Source organism: bacterium (assembly GCA_030685015.1).
In the GTDB taxonomy this organism is placed as follows: Bacteria; CAIWAD01; CAIWAD01; order CAIWAD01; family CAIWAD01; genus CAIWAD01.
Window position 1 is genome coordinate 23,877 of the sequence record JAUXWS010000043.1, and the last position, 19,398, is coordinate 43,274.

Annotated in this window: 17 protein-coding genes and 1 tRNA gene; 9 read left to right on the plus strand and 9 right to left on the minus strand. The window is 68.7% G+C overall.

The features are described from left to right. Window positions 1-2 precede the first annotated feature (2 nt). The 8 genes from queF (at window position 3) to Q8O14_05380 (ending at window position 9,731) form a co-directional block, all read left to right on the plus strand. Window positions 3-398: a preQ(1) synthase gene (gene queF / locus Q8O14_05345; protein MDP2360161.1), complete on the plus strand. Its 396-nt coding sequence runs from the start codon at window positions 3-5 to the stop codon at window positions 396-398. A 205-nt stretch (window positions 399-603) separates the two neighbouring features. Beyond that, window positions 604-921 (plus strand): hypothetical protein, encoded by a 318-nt coding sequence (locus Q8O14_05350; GenBank protein ID MDP2360162.1) that lies wholly within the window; start codon window positions 604-606, stop codon window positions 919-921. 437 nt (window positions 922-1,358) lie between these two features. Then, window positions 1,359-2,033, plus strand: a complete 675-nt coding sequence (locus Q8O14_05355; GenBank protein MDP2360163.1) for a hypothetical protein — start codon at window positions 1,359-1,361, stop codon at window positions 2,031-2,033. 92 nt (window positions 2,034-2,125) lie between these two features. Continuing rightward, complete coding sequence (locus Q8O14_05360) at window positions 2,126-4,903, plus strand: M6 family metalloprotease domain-containing protein (protein ID MDP2360164.1); 2,778 nt, start codon at window positions 2,126-2,128, stop codon at window positions 4,901-4,903. Further along, the gene (locus Q8O14_05365) at window positions 4,903-5,643 is read left to right on the plus strand and encodes a Sir2 family NAD-dependent protein deacetylase (GenBank protein ID MDP2360165.1); all 741 of its coding nucleotides are present in this window, start codon (window positions 4,903-4,905) and stop codon (window positions 5,641-5,643) included. Before Q8O14_05360 ends, Q8O14_05365 begins: the two co-directional genes overlap by 1 nt. Before the next feature lie 16 nt (window positions 5,644-5,659). Continuing rightward, window positions 5,660-7,993 carry a tetratricopeptide repeat protein gene (locus tag Q8O14_05370; protein ID MDP2360166.1) on the plus strand — a complete coding sequence of 778 codons (2,334 nt, stop codon included), beginning with the start codon at window positions 5,660-5,662 and terminating at the stop codon, window positions 7,991-7,993. An 11-nt stretch (window positions 7,994-8,004) separates the two neighbouring features. Further along, window positions 8,005-8,799 (plus strand): FAD-binding oxidoreductase, encoded by a 795-nt coding sequence (locus tag Q8O14_05375; protein ID MDP2360167.1) that lies wholly within the window; start codon window positions 8,005-8,007, stop codon window positions 8,797-8,799. Further along, window positions 8,796-9,731, plus strand: coding sequence for a dihydroorotate dehydrogenase (locus Q8O14_05380; GenBank protein ID MDP2360168.1), 936 nt, complete (start codon window positions 8,796-8,798; stop codon window positions 9,729-9,731). The genes Q8O14_05375 and Q8O14_05380 overlap by 4 nt, the downstream gene beginning before the upstream one ends. 3 nt (window positions 9,732-9,734) lie before the next feature. On the opposite strand, the gene Q8O14_05385 is transcribed toward Q8O14_05380, so the two are convergent. The 3 genes from Q8O14_05385 to Q8O14_05395 are packed head-to-tail and all read right to left on the minus strand — an operon-like array spanning window position 9,735 to window position 13,149. Beyond that, window positions 9,735-10,214 (minus strand): septal ring lytic transglycosylase RlpA family protein, encoded by a 480-nt coding sequence (locus Q8O14_05385; GenBank protein ID MDP2360169.1) that lies wholly within the window; start codon window positions 10,212-10,214, stop codon window positions 9,735-9,737. After that, complete coding sequence (locus Q8O14_05390; protein ID MDP2360170.1) at window positions 10,211-10,843, minus strand: class II aldolase/adducin family protein; 633 nt, start codon at window positions 10,841-10,843, stop codon at window positions 10,211-10,213. Before Q8O14_05390 ends, Q8O14_05385 begins: the two co-directional genes overlap by 4 nt. Further along, the gene (locus Q8O14_05395; protein ID MDP2360171.1) at window positions 10,840-13,149 is read right to left on the minus strand and encodes a TonB-dependent receptor; all 2,310 of its coding nucleotides are present in this window, start codon (window positions 13,147-13,149) and stop codon (window positions 10,840-10,842) included. Before Q8O14_05395 ends, Q8O14_05390 begins: the two co-directional genes overlap by 4 nt. A gap of 62 nt (window positions 13,150-13,211) precedes the next feature. Between Q8O14_05395 and Q8O14_05400 the strand changes: the two genes are divergently transcribed. Beyond that, window positions 13,212-13,991 (plus strand): SDR family NAD(P)-dependent oxidoreductase, encoded by a 780-nt coding sequence (locus Q8O14_05400; GenBank protein ID MDP2360172.1) that lies wholly within the window; start codon window positions 13,212-13,214, stop codon window positions 13,989-13,991. 80 nt (window positions 13,992-14,071) lie between these two features. On the opposite strand, the gene Q8O14_05405 is transcribed toward Q8O14_05400, so the two are convergent. The 6 genes from Q8O14_05405 to Q8O14_05430 all read right to left on the minus strand — a co-directional run bounded on the left by Q8O14_05405 (window position 14,072) and on the right by Q8O14_05430 (window position 19,348). Then, a tRNA-Phe gene (locus Q8O14_05405) sits at window positions 14,072-14,144 on the minus strand. A 70-nt stretch (window positions 14,145-14,214) separates the two neighbouring features. Continuing rightward, window positions 14,215-14,895 (minus strand): PhoU domain-containing protein, encoded by a 681-nt coding sequence (locus Q8O14_05410; protein ID MDP2360173.1) that lies wholly within the window; start codon window positions 14,893-14,895, stop codon window positions 14,215-14,217. A 10-nt stretch (window positions 14,896-14,905) separates the two neighbouring features. Next, a complete protein-coding gene (locus Q8O14_05415) occupies window positions 14,906-16,033 on the minus strand; it encodes a Na/Pi symporter (protein ID MDP2360174.1) in 1,128 nt (375 codons plus the stop codon). A 379-nt stretch (window positions 16,034-16,412) separates the two neighbouring features. Beyond that, window positions 16,413-17,363, minus strand: coding sequence for a hypothetical protein (locus tag Q8O14_05420; protein ID MDP2360175.1), 951 nt, complete (start codon window positions 17,361-17,363; stop codon window positions 16,413-16,415). A gap of 11 nt (window positions 17,364-17,374) precedes the next feature. Next, the gene (locus tag Q8O14_05425) at window positions 17,375-18,517 is read right to left on the minus strand and encodes a hypothetical protein (GenBank protein MDP2360176.1); all 1,143 of its coding nucleotides are present in this window, start codon (window positions 18,515-18,517) and stop codon (window positions 17,375-17,377) included. Between the two features lie 15 nt (window positions 18,518-18,532). Continuing rightward, window positions 18,533-19,348, minus strand: a complete 816-nt coding sequence (locus tag Q8O14_05430; protein MDP2360177.1) for a hypothetical protein — start codon at window positions 19,346-19,348, stop codon at window positions 18,533-18,535. Window positions 19,349-19,398: the final 50 nt, after the last annotated feature.

Here is a 19,398-nt window from a genome sequence, read left to right on the forward strand (position 1 = left end):
CGATGGAGCAGCGCACAGGCTACACGGGCGACCACGCCCGCCGCGGCGGGCGGGAGGATCTGGCCCTGCCGGAGCTGGCGGTCTGGCCCAACCAGTACGAGGACCGCGACTATTGGATCGAGATTGAAACGCCGGAATTCACTTGCCGCTGCCCCAAGACCGGCCAACCGGATTTCGCCCGTCTGACGCTGCGCTACGTTCCCGGTCCCTCCTGCGTGGAGTTGAAAAGCCTGAAGGAATACCTGCAGGCCTTCCGCGACGTGGGCATCTTCCACGAGAACGTGGCCAACCGCATCCACGACGACCTGGCCCGGGCCTTGGCGCCACGCCGCCTGGAGGTCTGCACCGTCTTCCTGCCCCGCGGCGGCATCACGACCACGGTGCGGGCCGGCTCCTGATGGTCTGAGCGGGCCTGCCTCGGCGCCGGGCCGGCCCTTGCGAGGCCTGGAGCGGAAACTTTTGCCCTCTGGAAGTCCGGGAATTCCAAAGTTCCGCCTCCCTGTCCGGCAGCGACCAAGTGATGGCCTTGATGGACTTGATGATCTCAACATCCTGATTCTGGCATTGCGCTTGCCTTGGAGCCGGCAACGGCAAGGAGGCGGCATGAATTTCTATCCGAACGAACTGGTCCGTTCGCGCTTGAAGTCGGAGCGCAAGCCCCCCGATCACATCCCCAAATACCAGACCTATGAAGCCAAGCTGTCCATCCTCATCTCTTCCGAGCAACACAAGGTGCTGGAGGACATGGTGGCGGCCATCATGCGCAATCGACGGGACAAGCGGGAGCGCATCACCAAGAACAGCATCTTCCGCTGCCTGATCGACTTCATGCAAACCCTTGACGTGGATCTGGAGAACGTGCCGGACGAGCGGGAGCTGCTCAAGCGCCTCTTCATGGCGCGTCTCAAGAAGGCCCTGTAGCGTCGCACAACCGGGAGGCGGCCCCGCCCCCCTGGTGAGTTTGCGGCCACGCCGTAGCAGTTAGTCGGACTTGGCCGCTTCGCGGTCTTCATCGCCCCACCCGACGCTCGCGTCGGGCCTGTCGGCCCCCTTCGACGCAGATTTCTTGCGAGTAAATGCCATTACGCGACGCGAAATCTCCGCCGAATGGTCCGCGACATGGGCGCGAATCCCATCGAAGGTCCAAGCCCGACAGACTGCTTGTGGCCGGCTTCTCCCTGCCCCCAGGGCGAAGGATTCCGAAATTCATTCCACGCAAAGTACCAACTACACATTTCAACATTCAGGAATTGACATCTTGACAATTCCTGAATTGTTTGATAGCGTTCGGCCACTCGATCCGGCGCCCATTCGGTGGCCGGCTTCGTGCCCTCGAACAACAAGGGGAAGGACCAGGCATGGGGCAGGAGCAGGGAAAGGACCCGGGAATCCGCTCTCCCTTTCCCGCCCGGCGGCGTCAATTCCGTTGCCTCGATGAGGATCTTCCCTCGCTGCCGGAGCTGGCGCCGGATCCCATTCTGGACGCCCTGCGCCGCCTGCGCGCTGAACGGATCCCGACCGCGCCGGACAGGTCCGCCACCGCCGATCAGCGCCAACCGTCCAACCTGAGCGGCGAATTGCACCGGCTCGAGCGCAGCCTGCACGACCTCAGGGAGAGGCTGGACCAGGCCGCCTCACCAGAGGAATCCGGGGGTGGCGACGCATTGGCGCACATCCTGCTCCAGCGGGCCGTCAGCTATTACAATGAATGGCGCTCCCTGCCAGGGGCCAACCGGGATCCCGCCATCGAGCTGGCCGACTTCGCCGCCTCCACCTACCTGGAGCTGCTCGAACGCCACCATCCGCGGCTGGCCCTGGTGGTGGACGGCGAAGGCCGCCTGCTGCGCCTCCTGCACGGCACGCGGGTGCCCGTGGCGGCCGCCCTGGCACCCGCCGCGGGCGAAGCCCTGGGTCTGCGGCCGGTGGGCGAGCGGATGACCGCCACCGCCTGGCCGGGCCTGCCTCCCCTGTTGGCCGCCCGCATGGGAGTCGGGTGGATGATGGTCATGGCCGAAACCCAGCCTCCCGTCTGACCCCGTCCCGGCCCCGCACCGCTTCCCCAGCGCCTGCATTGAGCGCCGGGCCGGCATTTTCTAGCTTTGTGCCAACACTCCAGGGGGACTTCATGCCTCGCTTCGCCCTCGCGCTCTCCGCACTGCTTGTCGGTCTGTTCATCGCCATGCTCCCGGCCCAGGCTGTTCCCGCGCGACCAGGATGGCTGGATGGCCGCGCCGGCGGCGAGCCCTTCCAGTTTCAGCTGACGGGGGACGAGTTCGTCCACTGGGCCGTGGCCCGCGACGGCCACACCGTGTTGATGGATGAGGCCGGGGTCTGGCGTCATGCGCGACACGCGGCGGACGGCGGTCTGGAGGCCCGCGGCGAGGTCTATCAACCGACGCGCCCCCGCGAGGATTCCCGCGGCCTGCGGCCCGATCCGGCCTGGTTGGCCCGCCAGGCGGCCGCCCGGCGGCAAGAGCCTGCTGCCGGCGCCAGCCGCACTTCGCGGGTGGAGGGTCAATGGAACCTGCTGCTGATCCTCATCCGCTATCCGAACCAGCTCCCGCTTGTGACGCCAGGCTCCTTCGCCGACATGATGAACCAGCCAGGTTGGCACGGCACCGGCTCCTTCAACGACTATTATCTCGACATGTCCTATGGCCGCTTCTCGACTCTCTCCACCGTGACGGCCTGGGTCCAGGCGGCCCATCCGCACGACTACTACGGCTACAACCAGGGCTGGGAGCGCAGCCAGGAGCTGGTGATCGAGGCGGTGCTGGCCGCCGATCCGGAGGTGGATTTCAGCCAGTTCGACAACGACGGCAACGGCGTGGTGGACGGCCTGCTCATCGTGCATAGCGGCCATGGCGCGGAGGAGGGGAACTCCACCAACATCTGGTCCCATCGCTGGGGCCTGTGGGGCCAGTCCCTGGTGCTGGACGGCGTCACCATCAATGATTACACCATGCAGCCGGAGCTGCAGGGCGGGGCCCAGTCGGCCATCGGCGTCTATGTCCACGAGTTCGGCCACGCCCTCAACCTGCCCGATCTTTACGACACGGATTACAGCTCCAGCGGCGTCGGCAGCTGGTGTGTGATGAGCGGGGGCAGCTGGGGCGGCGGCGGCAGCGGCGGCAACGCGCACGTCCCCTCGGCCATGAGCGCCTGGTGCCGCCAACGCCTGGGTTGGTCCAGCGTGACCACGACCCCGTCGGAGCTGGTGGATTACGGCCTGCCCGCCATCCATCTGAGCGACGAGATCATCCGCCTCGACCTGGACGGTTCGCCACAGCAGTTCTTCCTCTGCGAGAACCGCCGCCTGGCCGGATGGGACCTGCACCAGCCCGCGGCAGGTCTTTTCATCTGGCACGTGGACGAGAACCAGGGCGGCAATTCGGACGAGGACCATTTCCTGGTCGATCTGGAGCAGGCCGACGGCATGCGCCATCTCAACCTGGGCATGGGCGCCGACGCCGGCGACATCTTCCCGGGCCAGACCGGCAACCGCACGTTCAACGCCGTGAGCAATCCGGCCAGCCTGCCCTATGGGGGCGGTTCCAGCTCGGTCAGCGTGACCGCCATCGGCGATGCGGCCGACACGCTGGTCGCCACCTTCTTCCAGTACTTTTCCCACCAGGACCTGCGCTGGGTGGACTGGCAGGTCGAGTCCGACAGCGGCGGCGACAACTGGCCCGACGCCGGGGAGGAGGTGCAGGTCTCCTTCCTCCTGACCAATCACGGCGCCTCCCTGGACAGCCTGCGGATCGAACTGGCGGTGGAGGAGGCGGGCATCGCCGTGCTGGAGGGCCTGGTCACCACCGGCCCCGTCGCCCACGGCCAGGGCTTCGCCACCCCGCCCTTCCGCCTGGCGCTGGCGGAGACGCTGCCCAACGGCCGCTACCCCCTCACCCTGCGCAGTGTGGACGCGGCGGGTTGGGAGCAGGTGACGACCGGCGCCATCCAGGTCGGTCGCCAGGAGCTGCTCCTCCTGCTCGATGGCGCCGACGCCTCCGTCGGGAGCTGGTACGAGACCGCCTTGAACGGCAGCCACAGCGTGGAGCTGCGTGTCAAAGCCGCCGGCGCAGCGGCGCCCCAGGATCTGGCCGCCTACCCCCTGGTGATCTGGGCCTGCGCCGCATCGCCCTCGCCGCTCTCAAGCGCCGACCTGGCCGCCATGGGCGCTTATCTGGCCCAGGGCGGACAACTGCTGCTCACTGGGCAAAGGCTGCTGGACGGCGTGTCCTCCGCCGGCCGCGCGCTGCTGGGGGCCGATCCCGGCTCCGCCTGGAGCGGCTCGGCCCTGCTGCGCGGTTGGAGCGAGGGTGGCCTCCTGGCCGACCAGGAATCCATCCTGCTGGCCGGCGCCGGTGGCGCCTGGAACCAGCAACTGCCCGCGACCAGCCTGCAGCTGCGGGCCGGCAGCATCCTGCTGGCCCGCTGGGGCACGGGCAACCAGGGCGCCATCCTGCGCCGCGAGGATGCCGCTTGGGCGGGTGGCCGCCTGATCGTGGCGGGGGTCAGCCTGGAGGCGGTCCATGGCGGCGGCAGCCTGCTGCCCTTGTCGACAGTCCTGGAGCGTTTCCTGGGCTGGCTGGAGAACGGCACGCTGGTGGGGGTCGCGCCCCGTCCCCTGGCCCTGCCCCAGGCCCTATCCCTTGAGGCCCGGCCCAATCCCTTCAATCCGGACACTCATCTGCGCTTCGTCCTGGCGCAAGCGGACGAGGCGCGGCTGCAGGTCTGGAACATGGCCGGCGCCCTGGTGCGGGAGGTGGAGCTGGGCCGCCTGGCGGCCGGCTCCCATGACCTGCGCCTTGACCTGGGACGCGCCGCATCCGGCCTCTACCTGGCCGAGCTGCGCACCGGCGGCGGGGACCGGACCCATGTCCGCCTGCTGCTGCTGCGCTGATGAAGGAGAGCGTGCTGGCCGAGGCCCGGGCCAGGTTGTCCGTGGCGAAGAGGCTGGTCGTGCTGGTCGGCGCCGGCCTGTCCCAGGAGTCCGGCGTGCCTGTTTTCCGCGGGGCGCAGGGACTCTGGAAGAGCTTCCGGCCGGAGGATCTGGCCACGCCGACGGCCTTCGCCCGCATGCCGGAGGAGGTCTGGGCCTGGTACCGCTGGCGTCTTGAACAGCTGGCTCCGGCCCGCCCCCATGCCGGCCACCAGGCCTTGGCCCGCCTGGCCCTGACCCGATCGGTGACGGTGGTCAACCAGAATGTGGACGGCCTGCTCGAGGAGGCCTTTTTCGAGGCGGGCGCGGACCTGGACTGCATCATGGCTGTGCACGGCAGCATCCGACGGGCCCACTGCCAGCGCTGCGGCGCCTCCCAGGCGATGGCCGCCCTCCCGCCGGATCCCGTGCCGACCTGTTCCTGTGGAGGCCGCCTGCGCCCCTCCGTGGTCTGGTTCGGCGAGTCGCTTGACCCGGCGCACCTGCTACGCATGGATGGGACCGCCCATGCGGCGGACCTGGCCCTGGGCGTGGGCAGCTCGGCCCTGGTCTGGCCGGCGGCCGGCGTCCTCGCGACGGCGCGGCGCCGGGCCTGCCCCGTCATCATCGTCAATCCCGATCCCGCGGCGGCCGTGGACGGCGATCTCTGGCTGGAAGGCAGCGCCGCGGCCTGGTTGCCCCGCTTGCTGGAAGCCCCCTGATGCGAGGCCCCACCCCATGACCCCTTCTCCCGCCTCCGGGCGGCGGCGCCTGCTCTGGCCGCTGCTTGTCCTTGGCCTGCTTCCCCTCATGATGGGATGCGGGGCCTATTTCAACACCTACTACAACGCCAACAAGGCCTACCGCAAGGGCGAGCAGACCTACGCCCTCAGCGGCGCCAAGAGCGCCCGCGCCAGTTATGACGACTGCCTGCGCATCAGTTCCAAGCTGCTGCAGTTCTACCCGGAGTCGCGCTGGGTGGACGACACCATCCTGCTCATCGGTCAATGCTACGTGCGGCTCGATCAGCACCACCGCGCCCTGCGCAAATTCGACGAGCTGGAAGCCGGCTTCCCGGACTCGCCCCTCCTCCCCCGGGGACGCATCTGGCGCGCCCGGGCCCTGCTCGCCCTGGAGCGGGAGGACGACTGCCAGCTCGAGCTGGCCCGCCTGGACCTGGCCACGATGGATCGCGCCGACCGGGTGGAGGCGCTGCGCGTGGCCAGCGCTCTTCACCGGAAGCGGGGATCCCGCCAGCGCCTGCTCGAATCCCAGGAAGCGTTGCTGAAGACGGCCCGCCGCCAGGCCGACCGGGCCGAGATCAACGCGGAAATGGCCGCCACCTACGAGGAGGAGGGAAACTGGGAGGCGGCTCTTGGGCATTACAACGCCGTGCGGCGCCATCGGCCCAACTTCTCCCTGCTTTTCCGCTCCTGGTTGGGCAACCTGGACAACAACCTCCGCCTGGGGCGGCTGGAGTCCGTGGAGCGGCGCCTGCGCAAGCTGCGCAAGGACGAGCGCTTCTACGCGGAGCGGCACGCCCTGGATCTGCGCCAGGGCTGGCTGGCCGAGCAGCGCGGTGATCCGGGCCGGGCCAAGGGCGAATGGGCGGCCATTCTCAAGGACTTCCCACGCACCGCGAGCTCGGCCGGGGCGGCCTACTCGCTTGGCCGCATCTTCCTCTTCGCCGACGACCAGTTGGACAGCGCCCGCACCTACTTCAAGCGGGCCTCCAGCGAGAAGGCCGGCAGCGTCTGGGCCGACTCCAGCACCACCGCCTTGGCCTTGCTCGAGTCGCTGGACAAGACGCACAAGGAGATCAAGCGCCTGGACGATCTCATTCGAGTGCGCCTGGTCAAGCTGGATCCGGACAGCGCCCGCCACGAGGCGGCACGGGCCCTGCTGCCACGCCTGCGAGCGACACGGGACAGCCTGCGGGCCGATTCCCTCCGCCAGCTGGAGGTGCCGCCGTCGGACAGCCTGGTCGTGGCTGGCGGGGAGGAGGAGCGGGATCCGCCGGCCCTGGCCACCGAGGAGAGGGAAGGCTTGCCGGTCGTGGCCGCCGACACCCTGGACGGCACGCGGGGCGGTCGCGACGCCCGGCGCGGCGGCCGGGTCCGCCTCTTCGATTTTCAGCGCAAGGAGCGGGAGGCGGAGCGGGCCGACAGCCTGCGCGCCGCACAGCTGGCAGACAGCCTGCACCTGGCGGAGGAGAGGGCCCGGCAGCGCTGGGACGACTCCCTGCTGGTCACCGCCGTCCTGGACACCTTGAGCCGGCATCCGGCCATCGACAGCCTGCGGCTGGTGGCGGAGGCGGACAGCCTGGCCGGGCTGCGCTTCGACCAGCGCTTCTATCTGGCGGAGTTCCAGGCCAAGCGCCTCAGCCGGCCCCAACGCGCCGACAGTCTCATGCGCGATCTGCTGGCCGACCAGGCCGCCACCCGCGAGCAGCAGGCCCGCCTGCACTATGCCTATGGCTGCCTGCGCCTGGACCAGTTCGCCGACACCAGCGGCCTCGCCTGGCTGCGCGGCCTGGTCGAGACCTGGCCGCAGACTCCGGCCGCCAACCCGGCACGGGACCGACTGGGTCTACCCCGCGCCATGACCGAGGCCGACAGCGCCACCGTCCTGCTTGAATCGGCCGAGAAGCTTTGGCTGCGCGAAGGCGACCTGCTGGGCGCGATGGCGGCTTACCAGGAGCTGGCCGACCGCCATCCCACCACGGCCCAGGCGGCCACCGCCTTGCTGGCCGCCGGCACCATCGCCTGGCATGAGCTGGAGCGCCCAGAGTGGGGGGAGCCAACCTTCCGCCGTGTCCTGCGGGACTTCCCCGACCATCCGGCCGCCGCCCAGCTGCGCCGGCGCCTGGGACAGGAGGTGGCGGTGGCCGCGCCCAAGGCCAAGGCCGTGGCCGAGGAGAGGCAGGTTGTGCAGACGGAGGAGGCGCACTTGAGTGAAAGCGGGGGCTTCATCGATCCGGAACCCGCCAAGCCGCTGGCGGATCGCCTGCAGGACTTCAGGCGCCGCTTCGGGGAGCTGGGCCGCCTGCGCGTGGACCAGATCCTGGAGTAAGGGGGAGCTTCGTGGACACTGCCCGGCCATGCCATGAGGACCTTGTGGTGGACTCCTGCGAGGCGCTGGGAGCGGAGCTGTTCCTGCTGCGCCTGATCCTGCCTGGTCCGGATGAGGCCGCCGCGTTCCAAGCGGGGCAGTTCGCCCAATTGGCCGTGCCGGGCCACGCTCTGCCGCGCCCTTTCTCCATCCTGCGCAGCAGAAACGGCAAGCTGGAGCTGCTGGTGAAGCAGGTGGGGTCCGGCACCGCCTGGCTGGCCGGCCGCCGCGCCGGGGACAGGGTGGCCACCCTCTGGCCACTGGGCCACGGTTTCCGCCACCGCCTGGCGGAGGACGGGAGAACGCTTCCCTGGTTGCTGGTGGGAGGCGGCGTGGGCATCGCGCCGCTCATCGCCCTGCAGGAGCAGGAGAGCCGCCGGGAGCGCCTGCGTCTCCTCTTCGGCTACCGGGATCGCGCCACGGCGGAGGCCTCCGCCCGGCTGCATCCCGGCCTCGAGGTCCTGCTGGCCACCGAGGACGGCTCCCTGGGCTTTCCCGGCCGCGTGACGGAGTTATTGTCGCACGTGCTGGAGGAGGGGCCGGCCCGACTCTTCTGCTGCGGTCCCGCCGCCATGATGGAGGCGGTCGCCGCCCTGGCCCGGGAGCGCGACCTGCCCTGCCTGCTCAGCCTGGAAACCCTGATGGGCTGCGGCATCGGCATCTGCGTGGGTTGCGCCGTGCCGCGTCCCGACGGGGGCTACGCCCTCGCCTGCCAAACTGGTCCGGTCTTTCCCTCAACCGAGCTCGTGCCGGGAGGCCTGGCATGAGCCGCCTGAGCGTCAGCCTGGGCGACCTGCGCCTGGGCAATCCCGTCTGCCTCGCCTCCGGCACCTGCGGCTTCGGACAAGAGCTGGCCGGTCTCCTGCCCATCCACGAGTTGGGCGGCCTCTTCACCAAGGCCGTCACCCCCGAGCCGCGGGCGGGCAATGCCATGCCCCGGCTGGCGGAGACGGCCCATGGTCTGCTCAACTCCATCGGTCTGGCCAATCCGGGACTGGACGTCTTCATTTGCGACAAGCTGCCCTGGTTGCGCGCCTGCGGCACGGCCGTCTTCGTCAACGTGGCGGGGCGCACGGCGGAGGATTACCTGGCCGTCGTCGCCGGCCTGGAGGCGTTGGAGGCGGACCTGCCCGCCGCCCGGCGGCTGGCCGGCATCGAGCTGAACGTGAGCTGCCCCAACGTCAAGGAGGGCGGCATCAGTTTCGGGGCCCGTCCCGCCCCCCTCGCGGACCTGGTCGCCCGTGTGCGGCGGATCTGGAGCGGCCGCCTGCTGGTCAAGCTGACGCCCCAGGTGGCCGACGTGGGCGAGATGGCCCGCGCCGCCGCGGAGGCCGGCGCCGACGGCCTCACCCTCATCAACACCATCCCCGGCATGTCCATCGACCTGGGCAGCCGCCGGCCCCGCACCATCACCAACACAAGCGGCTACAGCGGCCCGGCCATCAAGCCCGTGGCCGTGGCCCAGGTCTGGCAGGCGGCGCGGGCCGTGCGCATTCCGGTGGTGGGCATCGGCGGCATCGACCATGGCCGCGATGTGGTGGAGTTCATGCTGGCCGGGGCGAGCGCCGTCCAGGTGGGCACCGCCTCCTTCGCCCGGCCGCGGCGGGCCCGCGAGATCCTGTCCGAATTCGAGGCGTGGCTGGATGCCGAGGGCGTGGCCACCGCCGCGGAGTTGATCGGTGCCCTTCGGCCCTGGTAGGGATCAGGGCAGGGAGAGCACGCGCACCTCCACCTCGGCCGTGCCGGCCTCGAGAAAGCCCAGCCGGCGGGCCGCCTCGCGGCTCAAATCCAATTCCCGTCCCTCCTTGAAGGGTCCGCGATCATTGACCCGCACCTCCAACTTGCGTCCGTTGGCCAGGTTCGTCACCTGCAGCCAGGTGCCGAAGGGCAGCTCGCGGTGGGCGGCGCTGACCGCGCCCAGGTTGAAGGGCTCGCCCGAGGCGGTGGGTCGGCCGTGGAACTCATCCCCGTACCAGGAGGCGCGCGTCCGCCAGACCTGCCCCGCCTGCGCCTCCACTTCGCTTGTCGGGGCCGGCGACTCCAGATGCGCCGAGCGGCCTGGACGGCGGAGGGGCTGGTCAGGCCGGGTGAAGCGGGGGGCGGCGCTGCATGAAAGGACAAGCAGAAGGCCCGCCAGACCTGGCGCCATGGCCAAGATGCGGGGGAGGGCCCGCCGGCTCATGGCGCCGTTCCAGGCAGAAGTCGCAGGGAGCCCAGTTGCCTGGCCAGCCAGGTGAGGCGCGCCACCTGCTCCACCTGGTCCAGCAGATGGACGGCATCGCGCGCCGAGCGCGTGGAGATGGCCACGGCGCCGTGGTTGGCCAGGAGGATGACCGGCGAGCGGCCCAGCCAGGGCCGCAGCGAGGCAAAGAGCTCCGGACTGCCGGGCGGGGCGTAGGGGGCGAGTGGCACTGGTCCCCCCAGCAGCAGGTGCAGCTCCGGCACCAGCAGTGGCGCCAGTCCCTCGGCCGTGCAGGCAAAGGCCGTGGCGTGGGGCGGATGGGCGTGGACGACGGCCACCGCCTCCGGCAGGTGGCGGTAGATGCCCAGATGCAGCTCCACCTCCGTGCTGGGATTCCCACCTCCCGATGGGCGGCCCTGCTCGTCCAGCCGCAGGAAATCGCGGGCCCTCAATTCCCCCTTGCAGCAGCGGGCGGGACTGCACAGCATCAGCGATCGCGCCGGGTGGTGGGAGGTGCCGACGGGGGAGAGGCGGGCGCTCAGGTTGCCCTCATAGGCGGCCACCAGGCCCCGGGCGTGAAGCAGGCGGGCGGCCGCCTCCAGCTCCTGGCGCAGCTCGGATTCGCTCATGGCCGGCTCCAGGCGACCCGCAGACCGGCCACGCGTCCGGCGGCAGGCACGGTCACGACGCGGCCGACGCGTTGATCCGCCGCCCAGGTCAGCCAGGCCGCCTCCGGCGCATCCTCGTCCAGCAGGTTGCGCGCCCACAGCGTCAGACGCCAGGCGGACCAAGCCTGCCACCGGCAGGCGGCCTCGCCGTCCAGGCGCAGGGCGGCGGGCAGGCGACCGGGCCAGCCGGGAGCGTTCCCCGCGTCACGCTCCCCCTGCCAGCGCGCTGTCAGGGCCGGCTCCACCTGCCATCCTCCCCAGCACCAGGATGCTCCCGCTTCGGCCATCAGGGAGAAGGTGGGGACGCCCGGCAGCTTGTCCAGGTGGCGCAGGCGGCTGATCCACTGGCTGCTGTCCGGAACAGGTTGCCACCACAGGCCCTCCAGCCAGGTCCGCCGCCACGACCCCTGCAGCGCGCCTCTGAGCGGGGGCAGGCGCCAATCGAGCCGCAGATCGCCGCCGGCTTCTCGGGCGTCCAGGGGACGTGTGAGCTGGCCGGGCAGCAAGGCCTGGCCACGGGCAGTCCAGAAGGGCATGGGCAGATCCACCCAACGGCGTCCCCACAGGCCCAGCCGCAGATCCAGCGTGGAACCCGGACGCCAGGCCCACAGCCCGGCCTGGTCGACGAGCGGGGCGGGCAGAAGCCCCTCCATCTCGCCCCCCGCCACGGCGGCGATGAGCGGTCCGTCCCAGAGAGATTCCACGCTCTTGCCCGGGTCCCACCAACCCGGCACCGTGCTCATCTGTCGGCTGCGCTGCCAATAGACCTCGAGGCGCGGCTCCCCCTCGCCCACAAGGATGGCCAGACGAGGGTCGAGGCTGAGCAGATCCTGGTTGAAGCCGATGTCCGGCACGTCGCTCAGCTGGAACAAGCCGACTCGTCGCCGCCTCAGCTCGTAATAGCGGTAGCGCAGATCCATCGCCCCCTCCAGGGCGAGGGCGGAGGACCAATGCCAGCGGTCACGCAGTCCGGTCGCCAGATTGGTTGTCTGCTCCTCGACCTGCAGCCAGGGATGGCGACCGGTGGTCAACAGGCTGTCCGCGGACATGCTGCCCGCCATGGTGCGCGCCTGTTGTTCCAACTCCAGGCCAAGCTGCAGGCGGCCGCGCACATGCCGCTGTTCCAGGGCGGCGCGCAGGCCCCAGGCTTTCCGCTCGTCCTCCCGACGAGTGGAGAAGAGGTGGCGCTGGCCGGAGGAGAGGCCGACGGCGGGCAGCAGGCGGTCCAGGACGCGGTCCAGCTCCAATCCTGCGGATTCCTGCCGACGATGGCGGACCCAGAGGAGAACCTCGCTGCGATGCTGAAAGGAAGGCACCCAGGCCGCCCGCCCGCTCCAGGACAGCTCGCGGGAGCTGAGATCCACCTGGCGCCACTCCTCGGCGGAGCACAGGGGCAGATAGAGGCCCGGCAGCGTCGTGGTGATGTCGTCCCGCCGGGACTGGGCAATGCGGAACTGCTGATTCAGCGTGAGACGGGGGGCCGCCAGCCAGCGATGTCCCAGGGCGAGGTCGTGGTGCTGGTGTTCGCGGCCACCATGGGGGACTGGCTCCTGCGCCCGCACCGAGGCGTCCAGTGTCAGGCGATGCCAGGCGCCCAGGGATTGCCCCAGGTGCAGGCCCCCTTCCCGGCCACGGCCACCCGCCGCCTCCATCCACACGGCTTGACGGACCGTGGGCGGTTCCGGTGTCAGGTCCACGCCCTCCCGCACGCGCACGCCGAAGAAAGTGGGATGGCCCATGGCGTGGAGGCCGCCGGCGGGCGTCAGGACCCCACCCTCGACCCGGGCCGGCCAGACGCCGCCCCAGCCGTCCTCGGCGGGCAGCAGGTCGATCAGCCGCTGCCGTGGGTGGAGGAGGGGACTGTCCCCCGCCCGGTCGGGGCGGCCATCCCCGTCCAAGTCGACCCTTCCACCCGCCGTGACCGGGTGGATGAGCCGGAGGGAATCCTCGGCGAAGCCGGCGGCCAGCGTGGCCCGCGCCGCCAGTTCGATGGGGAGGAAGGCCTCACGCCGCAGCCAGAACCGCATGCGCAGCGTCTCGTGGCCAGGGGCCCTTACCAGCAGATGGCAGGGACCCATGGGCAGCCGGTCGAAGGCGTAGTTGCCATGTTCATCCGTCAGGCAGCTGTCCTGCCCAACCGCCACCACCAGGGCGCAAGGCACGCCGCCGCCCGCGTCACGGACCTGGCCCCACAGGCGCAGGACCTCGGGGGGACTCGCATGGAGGGAGACAACACAGCTGAGCAGCGCCAGGGCGAACGTGTGCATGCGACAATATAACGCTGACTGTCGCCGGGTCACGGCCTTGGGCAGTGTGCTAAGTTGGCGCCATGACTCAACCGCCCGTCAAACCCCTGGCCCTCATCCTGGGAGCCGGCAGCGGCGCCGGCGGGGCGCTGGCCCTGGTCTTGGCCGGACGAGGCTGTGATTTGCTTCTGGTCGACCCCTCGGGCAACAGACTGGTCGCGCTGCACTCCGAGTGCAGGGCGGCCGGGGCCTGTGCCAGCCTCTTCCAGGGCGATCTTGCCCGCCGGGAGGACAGAAGCGATCTGCTCACCTTCATCCGCCTGGCCGACGCCAAGCCGGACATCATCGTCTTCATCGCCGGTGGCTCTCTGCGGGATCCGGGATTGGCGGCGCCCCTTGCCCAGGTCCGCCGTCTGGAGGAGGGCGGCCTGCGCGCCCTGGATGAGCTGCTGCGCGACGCCCTGCTGCCGGCCATGCTGCGGGAGGGCAACGGCTACCTGCTGGTGCTGGCCCCGGCATCCCACCTTCATCCCACGGCCGGAGCAGTGGCGGGTTCGGCCCAGGGAGGCGGCCTGCGCAACTATCTGGCCGCCCTGCGCCAGGGACTGCGGGCCAAGGGATTGGGGGTCACCCTGTGCGCCTGCGCCGGCCGCTTCGAAGCCTCATTGTGCCCCGGCGGCCAACGACCCGCCCCCGCGCCGGTCCACCGCGTGGTGCGGGCACTTTTTGCGCGACAGGAGGTCGTGGGGATGCCGGCCTGGGGTGGCGTCGCCCTGCGCATGGCCGGCTGGCCCCTGGCCTGGGCCGGTTCCTGGCTGGTCAAGCGGGAGCATGGCGATCAGGTGGAGCCGCCATCGCCTTGAAGGGGCCCCACCCGCACCCATCCAAGCTCAAAGCAGGCACAAGAAAAAGGGTTCGCCCTCGGCGAACCCAGCGGTGTCCATGCCACCTCCCGGAATCGAACCGGGGACACACGGATTTTCAGTCCGTTGCTCTACCAGCTGAGCTAAAGTGGCAGCAAAATCAGGCCAAGAAAGTAGCGCCCGCCTCCTCCAATGTCAAGGTCGACCCCGCTTCACGCCACGATCAATCCAGGGGGGCACGGCGGAAGCCGATCCGGTCGAAGGGATTGACCAGACTGGTGAGGATGTTCAACCAGTGGGAGTTGATCCGCTTCAGATAGCGGACATAGAGGGCCAGCGCCACCTGGGTGAAGGGGGGCAGGTCCACCGGCTGCCGGCCGGACACCAGGATGTTGGTGATGCGGTCACAGGCCGGGTTGACCCAGTTGAGGTCCGCGATGAGGGTGGCGGCCGCCTTCTCGTCATTCTGCTGGAAGCACTGGCGCCCCTGCGGCAGCAGACGCTCAATCACCTGCTCCTCGATGCGGCACAGCTCCGTCTCGAACTCCCCGGCTTGCAGGCGCGGCTCGTGCTCCCGCGCCAGCTCAACGATGTTCTTGGCATAGTCGCCCACCCGCTCCACGTCGATGATGATGCTGATCAGGACGAGGGCCGGATAGACTTCCTCATTGCCCATCACCGTCAAGTGGGTGAAGACCTTGCGCCGCACCTCCGATTCGTAGCGGTTCACCACCTGGTCCATCTTGCTGATGTCAAGCTCCGCCGGGGCGTGCTCCGTCTCGCGCAGGGCCTGCCGCGCGACCCGGACCATCGTCTCGGCCTGGAGCAGCATGGTGTGGGTGTCCTTGAGGGCCTGATCGAGCAGGCTTTCCTTGTTGAAGAGGGACAGGAAGCCCTTCAGCATGGGGGATCTCCTATTTCAGCAGAAAAATCAAGCCAAGGGGCACGACGAAAAAGGCCATCAGGACGTAGAGCATGGGGATCAATCGGCTGCGCAGGGCCAGTTCGGCCATGCCCGAGGCCAGGCCGATGGGCAGGCGACTAAGGGGGAGGAAGAGGGCCGTCCCCGCCGCGTTGAACAAGGTGTGGACCATGGCAATGGCCACGGCCGCCGGGTTCTGGGTGGAGAGGGCGGCCAGCATGGCCGTGATGGTCGTGCCGAGGTTGGCCCCCAGGGTGTAGGGGAAGATTTGCTTGAGGGATAGCAGCCCGGCCCCTGCGAAGGGGACGATGAGGCTGGTGGAAACGCTGCTGGACTGCACCGCGATGGTGAGCAGGACGCCGATCAGCAGGGAGCGGATGGAGGAGCGGAAGATGCTGGCCTCGAACCAGTTCTCCGCCCGGGACAGGGCCACGCCCTTCAAGACCCGCGTCAGCATGACAATGGCCAGGAAGAGCAGGGTGAAGGCGCACAACAGGGAACACCAGGCATGCAGGTGCCAGGGCCCGTCCGTCGGCAGCACCTTGGTGAGCTGGGTGATGACACCTCTGGCCAGCGGTTCAACCAGAGCCTTGAGCGGACTCAGCACCTCCATGCCATGAACGTCGGCGACCAGGCCGGCCAGCCATTGCCCGGCATTGTGGAAGAAGCCCGTGAAGTACTCCAAGGGGAAAAAGACCAGGACGCAGAGCACGTTGAAGAAATCATGGACAATGGAGGCGGAGAAGGCGCGACGGAACTCGGAACTGCGGTTGATGTGGGCCATGGAGACCAGGGTGTTGGTCACCGAGGTGCCAATGTTGGCTCCCATCATGATGGGAACAGCCAGTTCCAGCTGCAGGGACCCTGAGGCCACCATGGCCACGACCATGGACGTGGTGGCGCTGGAACTCTGCATAAGACTGGTGGCCAGAATTCCGATGAACAAGGCGACGAGGGGGTTGGATGTGTAGTTCAGCAAGAGGCGGGGCAAATCCTGCCCGAACAGCTTGAAGGATTGGGACATCCATTCGATGGCAAGAAAGAACAGGATGAGCAGGACGACCAACAGGACCATGCTGAGCCACAGGGACCGGCCCGGTGGCGTCTGGGATGGGTTCATGCCGCGTTGGCTCCTGGCAACTGCAGAGTCTGTGGCACAAGGTATGGAAGTGGCAGGGTTAAAGATCATCCGGCGACTTCCCGGCAGCATGTCGGTCATGACCACGCCAAAATCCTGCCCGACACGTTGCAGAGGCAAGTCGTTGATTGTGAACGGGAACAGACTTCCTTGTTGAAGCAGGTCTGGAAATTCATGGGCGATGTCCGGGCACTTTGGCGGCAGGCACTGGATCCGCATCAGGCACGCATCGGAGGGCGAGCCTGGCCTGGCTGGGGCTGTAGCCTCAGATAAGTTTACATAATACATCTTATCCGACATTCATATGGTTGGAATCCGACCTCGTCCGCCCGCCGCGGCGTGGCCGATCCACCACCTGTGATCAGGGCTGTCCGTCCATGGACTTCAGATAGATGTCCCACTGCTGCGATTGCCGCCCGGCAAAGGCAAGGCGTCGACCATCGGGCGACCACGCGGGCAGTTGATCGGCTTCACGCCCCTCTGGACCAAGGGGCAACCACTGGTTTGATTGGGGCGGGCGCACCAGGATGAGGCCGTCCCGCTCCACCGTGATCTCGCTCACCGCCCAGCCGGCGACGGCATGCCAGTCAGGCTGGCCCAGGATGCGCAGCGAGTCGACCATCAGCACGGATGGATCCTGGTTCTCCAGCCAGCCCAACTGATGGTTGCCCATGCGCAGCGCCAGGCCTTGGCTGGTGGGCAGCGGGCTGCTGTAGATGCCGGCCCCGGTCAATTGGACCAGATTGTCGCTTTCAAGATCAAAGCGGAAAACGGCAGTCCTCCGCTCGGCGTCCCCCAGGTCCCGCCGCTCATCAACCCGGTCGGAGACGAAATAGATGGACTTTCCATCGGGGCTGAAGCGGGGGTGCCAGTCGTCCGCGCCGCTGGCGGCGACAATTCGCCGCTGGCGGCCATCCGCCGCCATGACCAGGATGTCCCGGGGGGGCGAGGCGTCCAGGCTGGGGGCATGGACGGTGCAGACGATCCACCGCCCGTCGGGCGACCAGCTGGGATCCTCTTCCGCCTCGGGCGTGTCGGTCAAGCGGGTGGGACGGCCGTCGGAGACCTGCATGGTGTACAATTCCCAGTTGCCATCGCCGTTGTTCTGATACACCAGCTGCAGGCCGTCCGGGGAAAAACTGGGTGCGGTCTGGTCGGCAGAGGAATCGGTCAACCGCCGGGCCGGCGCCTCCAGCCAGGCCGGCTGGTCGATCCTCTTCGCTCCACCACTCCGCGGTCCCGCGCAGTGGGTATGCAGAAGGCAGACTGCGCCGCAGAGTCCGGCCGTGAGCAAGGCATGGACGTTCTTCATGATCTGCCGCCTTAGAAGTTCTGCCTCAAGATGTTCTGGAACTGCCTAAGGCTGAGCAGGGCATCGGCGCCGCTGACCGTCCCCGTCGCGTTGAAGCGCCCGCTTTGCAGGTCGGCCTGCAGGATGCCCCGCGCCGTGCAAAGGGCGGCCGCGCTGTAGGACGGATGACTTGAGTTCATGTCGGGAAAGATGCTGGTCTCACCAAAGTGCTGGCTGGCCAGTTTGGCGTCGCCCGTGACCGAGACCAGGATGTCCACCACGGTCAAGGCGAATTCACCGCGGCTGATCCGCTCTTCCGGCATGAAGGCGCCACCCGGACCAGTGCCCATGCCGCCCTCGCGCAGCACATCCTCGATCCAGGTGCGGGCCCAGTGGTCCTGGATGTCGTCCGGACTGAGGCGCTGGGGGGAGTCGTCGGCCCTGCCCGGTTCGTTGAAGCGGGGCTTGTCCACCTTGGCCCGCTTGGACAGGATCTCGGGCAGCTTCAGCTCCTCCACCAGCAAGACGGCCATGTCGGCGCGATCAATGGCGTCCTCCAACGCGATCTTGGAACTGACCCGCGTGCCGGGCCTGGCGCGAATGATCTTGTTGCAGGTCTCCAGCGCCCGGTCGGCCGGGGCCGACCAATCCCCGCGTTGGGCCACCACCTGGCCGAACTCGCCCACCGCCGTCTGGAAATCCAGGTTGACCATGGCGGCGCGACCCCGCCAGAAGTGCACCTGCTCGGCCGGCGCCCCCAGCTTGGCGGCCTTCTCCAGGCTTTTGAGGGACTTGTTGTACCAATCATCCGGCTGGACGCGCGTCAGCACGCGGGCCTGGATCATCCAGGCCTGCCAGCGGTTGTCTGCCATGTCCACCGCTTTCGCGGCCGTCTTCAAGGCCTCCCGCCCTGCCTCCGGCGACTCCGCCATAAGCAGGGAGCGGGCGGCGTGGGCCATGAAATACTTGGGATCCAGGGCCAGGGCGCGGTCGAACTCCCGCCCGGCAGCCTCCAACTCGCCCCGATCCAGCAGGCGAAGGCCCTGATCGACATGGGTTTGCGGTGTATCCAGGAGGGACTCGGATTTGAGCGGAGCTTTGGCGCACCCACCAAGGCCCGCCACCAGGATGGCTCCCAGCAGGGCGGGGGCCAACCATCGACGCAAGGTGTTCATGTCTGCCTCCGACCTTTAGTTGACCACCACGAGGACGCGGCACTCGGAGAGGAAGGAAAGATTCTCGCTCAGGGCGTGCAGGATCTTGCCGTCCCGGTCCGGGATGACGATGTCCGCCTTGTGGCTGCCGCGCACGTCCGTCGCTTTGACCAGCAGCGGCTTGGCACCGATGCGGTCCTGTTGCTGGCGGGCCTGCTCCAGGTTCTTGACATAGCCCACCATGCCGTTGCGCAGGGCCCACTCCCGATCCACCCAGGCGTTGCTGTAGATTTCCTCCCCGGAGTCGTTGAGAATGCGCGGGGCCATGGCCGGGCGCAGTTCGAGACCCGTGCAGTCAACGATCAACCCGGTGTAGACGGACCCCAGGGGATTGATGTCACTGTACTGGATGGGCGTGGGCATGCCGTCCTGGAAGGGCATGCCGCCCAGCAGGACATCGCTCAGGTCGGGGCCGATCACCATTTCCACCACCAACTCGATGGAGCCGTCGCTCATGTAGATGGGCTCACCCACTTCGCGGAAGTTGCGGCAGACGCCACGCACCTCCGTGATGATGCGGTCGTTCTCCAACATGAAATCCTGCACGGTCGTCTCCGAGGTGAGGGTCATGCCCTCCACCGTTTCGAGGATCTTGCGCAGGGCATCGGCGCGGGCCACGCGGATCTGGCCGGGCCGGCCGCCCACCGCGCTGGGGATGCCAACTCCCTTGGCCCGGATGATGCGGGACTGCCAGTCCACCGATCCGCTCTCGCTTTCCTGCATGACCTGGGCCAGGATGGCCGAGGAAGCCAGCAGGGTGGCCAGCACGGTCAGACCAATCCAGCGACGCATGGAGTCCTCCTTCTCTGCCAGTGTGAACGGCCCGCGCCGGGTGGCGGGCC

Excerpts from the sequence above, each read along its gene's own strand:
- Q8O14_05415 (MDP2360174.1), bottom strand. The coding sequence starts at position 16,033 with ATGAACCCATCCCAGACGCCACCGGGCCGGTCCCTGTGGCTCAGCATG.
- Q8O14_05395 (MDP2360171.1), bottom strand. The coding sequence starts at position 13,149 with ATGCACACGTTCGCCCTGGCGCTGCTCAGCTGTGTTGTCTCCCTCCAT.
- Q8O14_05400 (MDP2360172.1), top strand. The coding sequence starts at position 13,212 with ATGACTCAACCGCCCGTCAAACCCCTGGCCCTCATCCTGGGAGCCGGC.
- Q8O14_05385 (MDP2360169.1), bottom strand. The coding sequence starts at position 10,214 with ATGAGCCGGCGGGCCCTCCCCCGCATCTTGGCCATGGCGCCAGGTCTG.
- Q8O14_05430 (MDP2360177.1), bottom strand. The coding sequence starts at position 19,348 with ATGCGTCGCTGGATTGGTCTGACCGTGCTGGCCACCCTGCTGGCTTCC.
- Q8O14_05380 (MDP2360168.1), top strand. The coding sequence starts at position 8,796 with ATGAGCCGCCTGAGCGTCAGCCTGGGCGACCTGCGCCTGGGCAATCCC.
- Q8O14_05410 (MDP2360173.1), bottom strand. The coding sequence starts at position 14,895 with ATGCTGAAGGGCTTCCTGTCCCTCTTCAACAAGGAAAGCCTGCTCGAT.
- Q8O14_05370 (MDP2360166.1), top strand. The coding sequence starts at position 5,660 with ATGACCCCTTCTCCCGCCTCCGGGCGGCGGCGCCTGCTCTGGCCGCTG.
- Q8O14_05390 (MDP2360170.1), bottom strand. The coding sequence starts at position 10,843 with ATGAGCGAATCCGAGCTGCGCCAGGAGCTGGAGGCGGCCGCCCGCCTG.
- queF (MDP2360161.1), top strand. The coding sequence starts at position 3 with ATGGAGCAGCGCACAGGCTACACGGGCGACCACGCCCGCCGCGGCGGG.
- Q8O14_05425 (MDP2360176.1), bottom strand. The coding sequence starts at position 18,517 with ATGAACACCTTGCGTCGATGGTTGGCCCCCGCCCTGCTGGGAGCCATC.
- Q8O14_05365 (MDP2360165.1), top strand. The coding sequence starts at position 4,903 with ATGAAGGAGAGCGTGCTGGCCGAGGCCCGGGCCAGGTTGTCCGTGGCG.
- Q8O14_05420 (MDP2360175.1), bottom strand. The coding sequence starts at position 17,363 with ATGAAGAACGTCCATGCCTTGCTCACGGCCGGACTCTGCGGCGCAGTC.
- Q8O14_05355 (MDP2360163.1), top strand. The coding sequence starts at position 1,359 with ATGGGGCAGGAGCAGGGAAAGGACCCGGGAATCCGCTCTCCCTTTCCC.
- Q8O14_05350 (MDP2360162.1), top strand. The coding sequence starts at position 604 with ATGAATTTCTATCCGAACGAACTGGTCCGTTCGCGCTTGAAGTCGGAG.
- Q8O14_05360 (MDP2360164.1), top strand. The coding sequence starts at position 2,126 with ATGCCTCGCTTCGCCCTCGCGCTCTCCGCACTGCTTGTCGGTCTGTTC.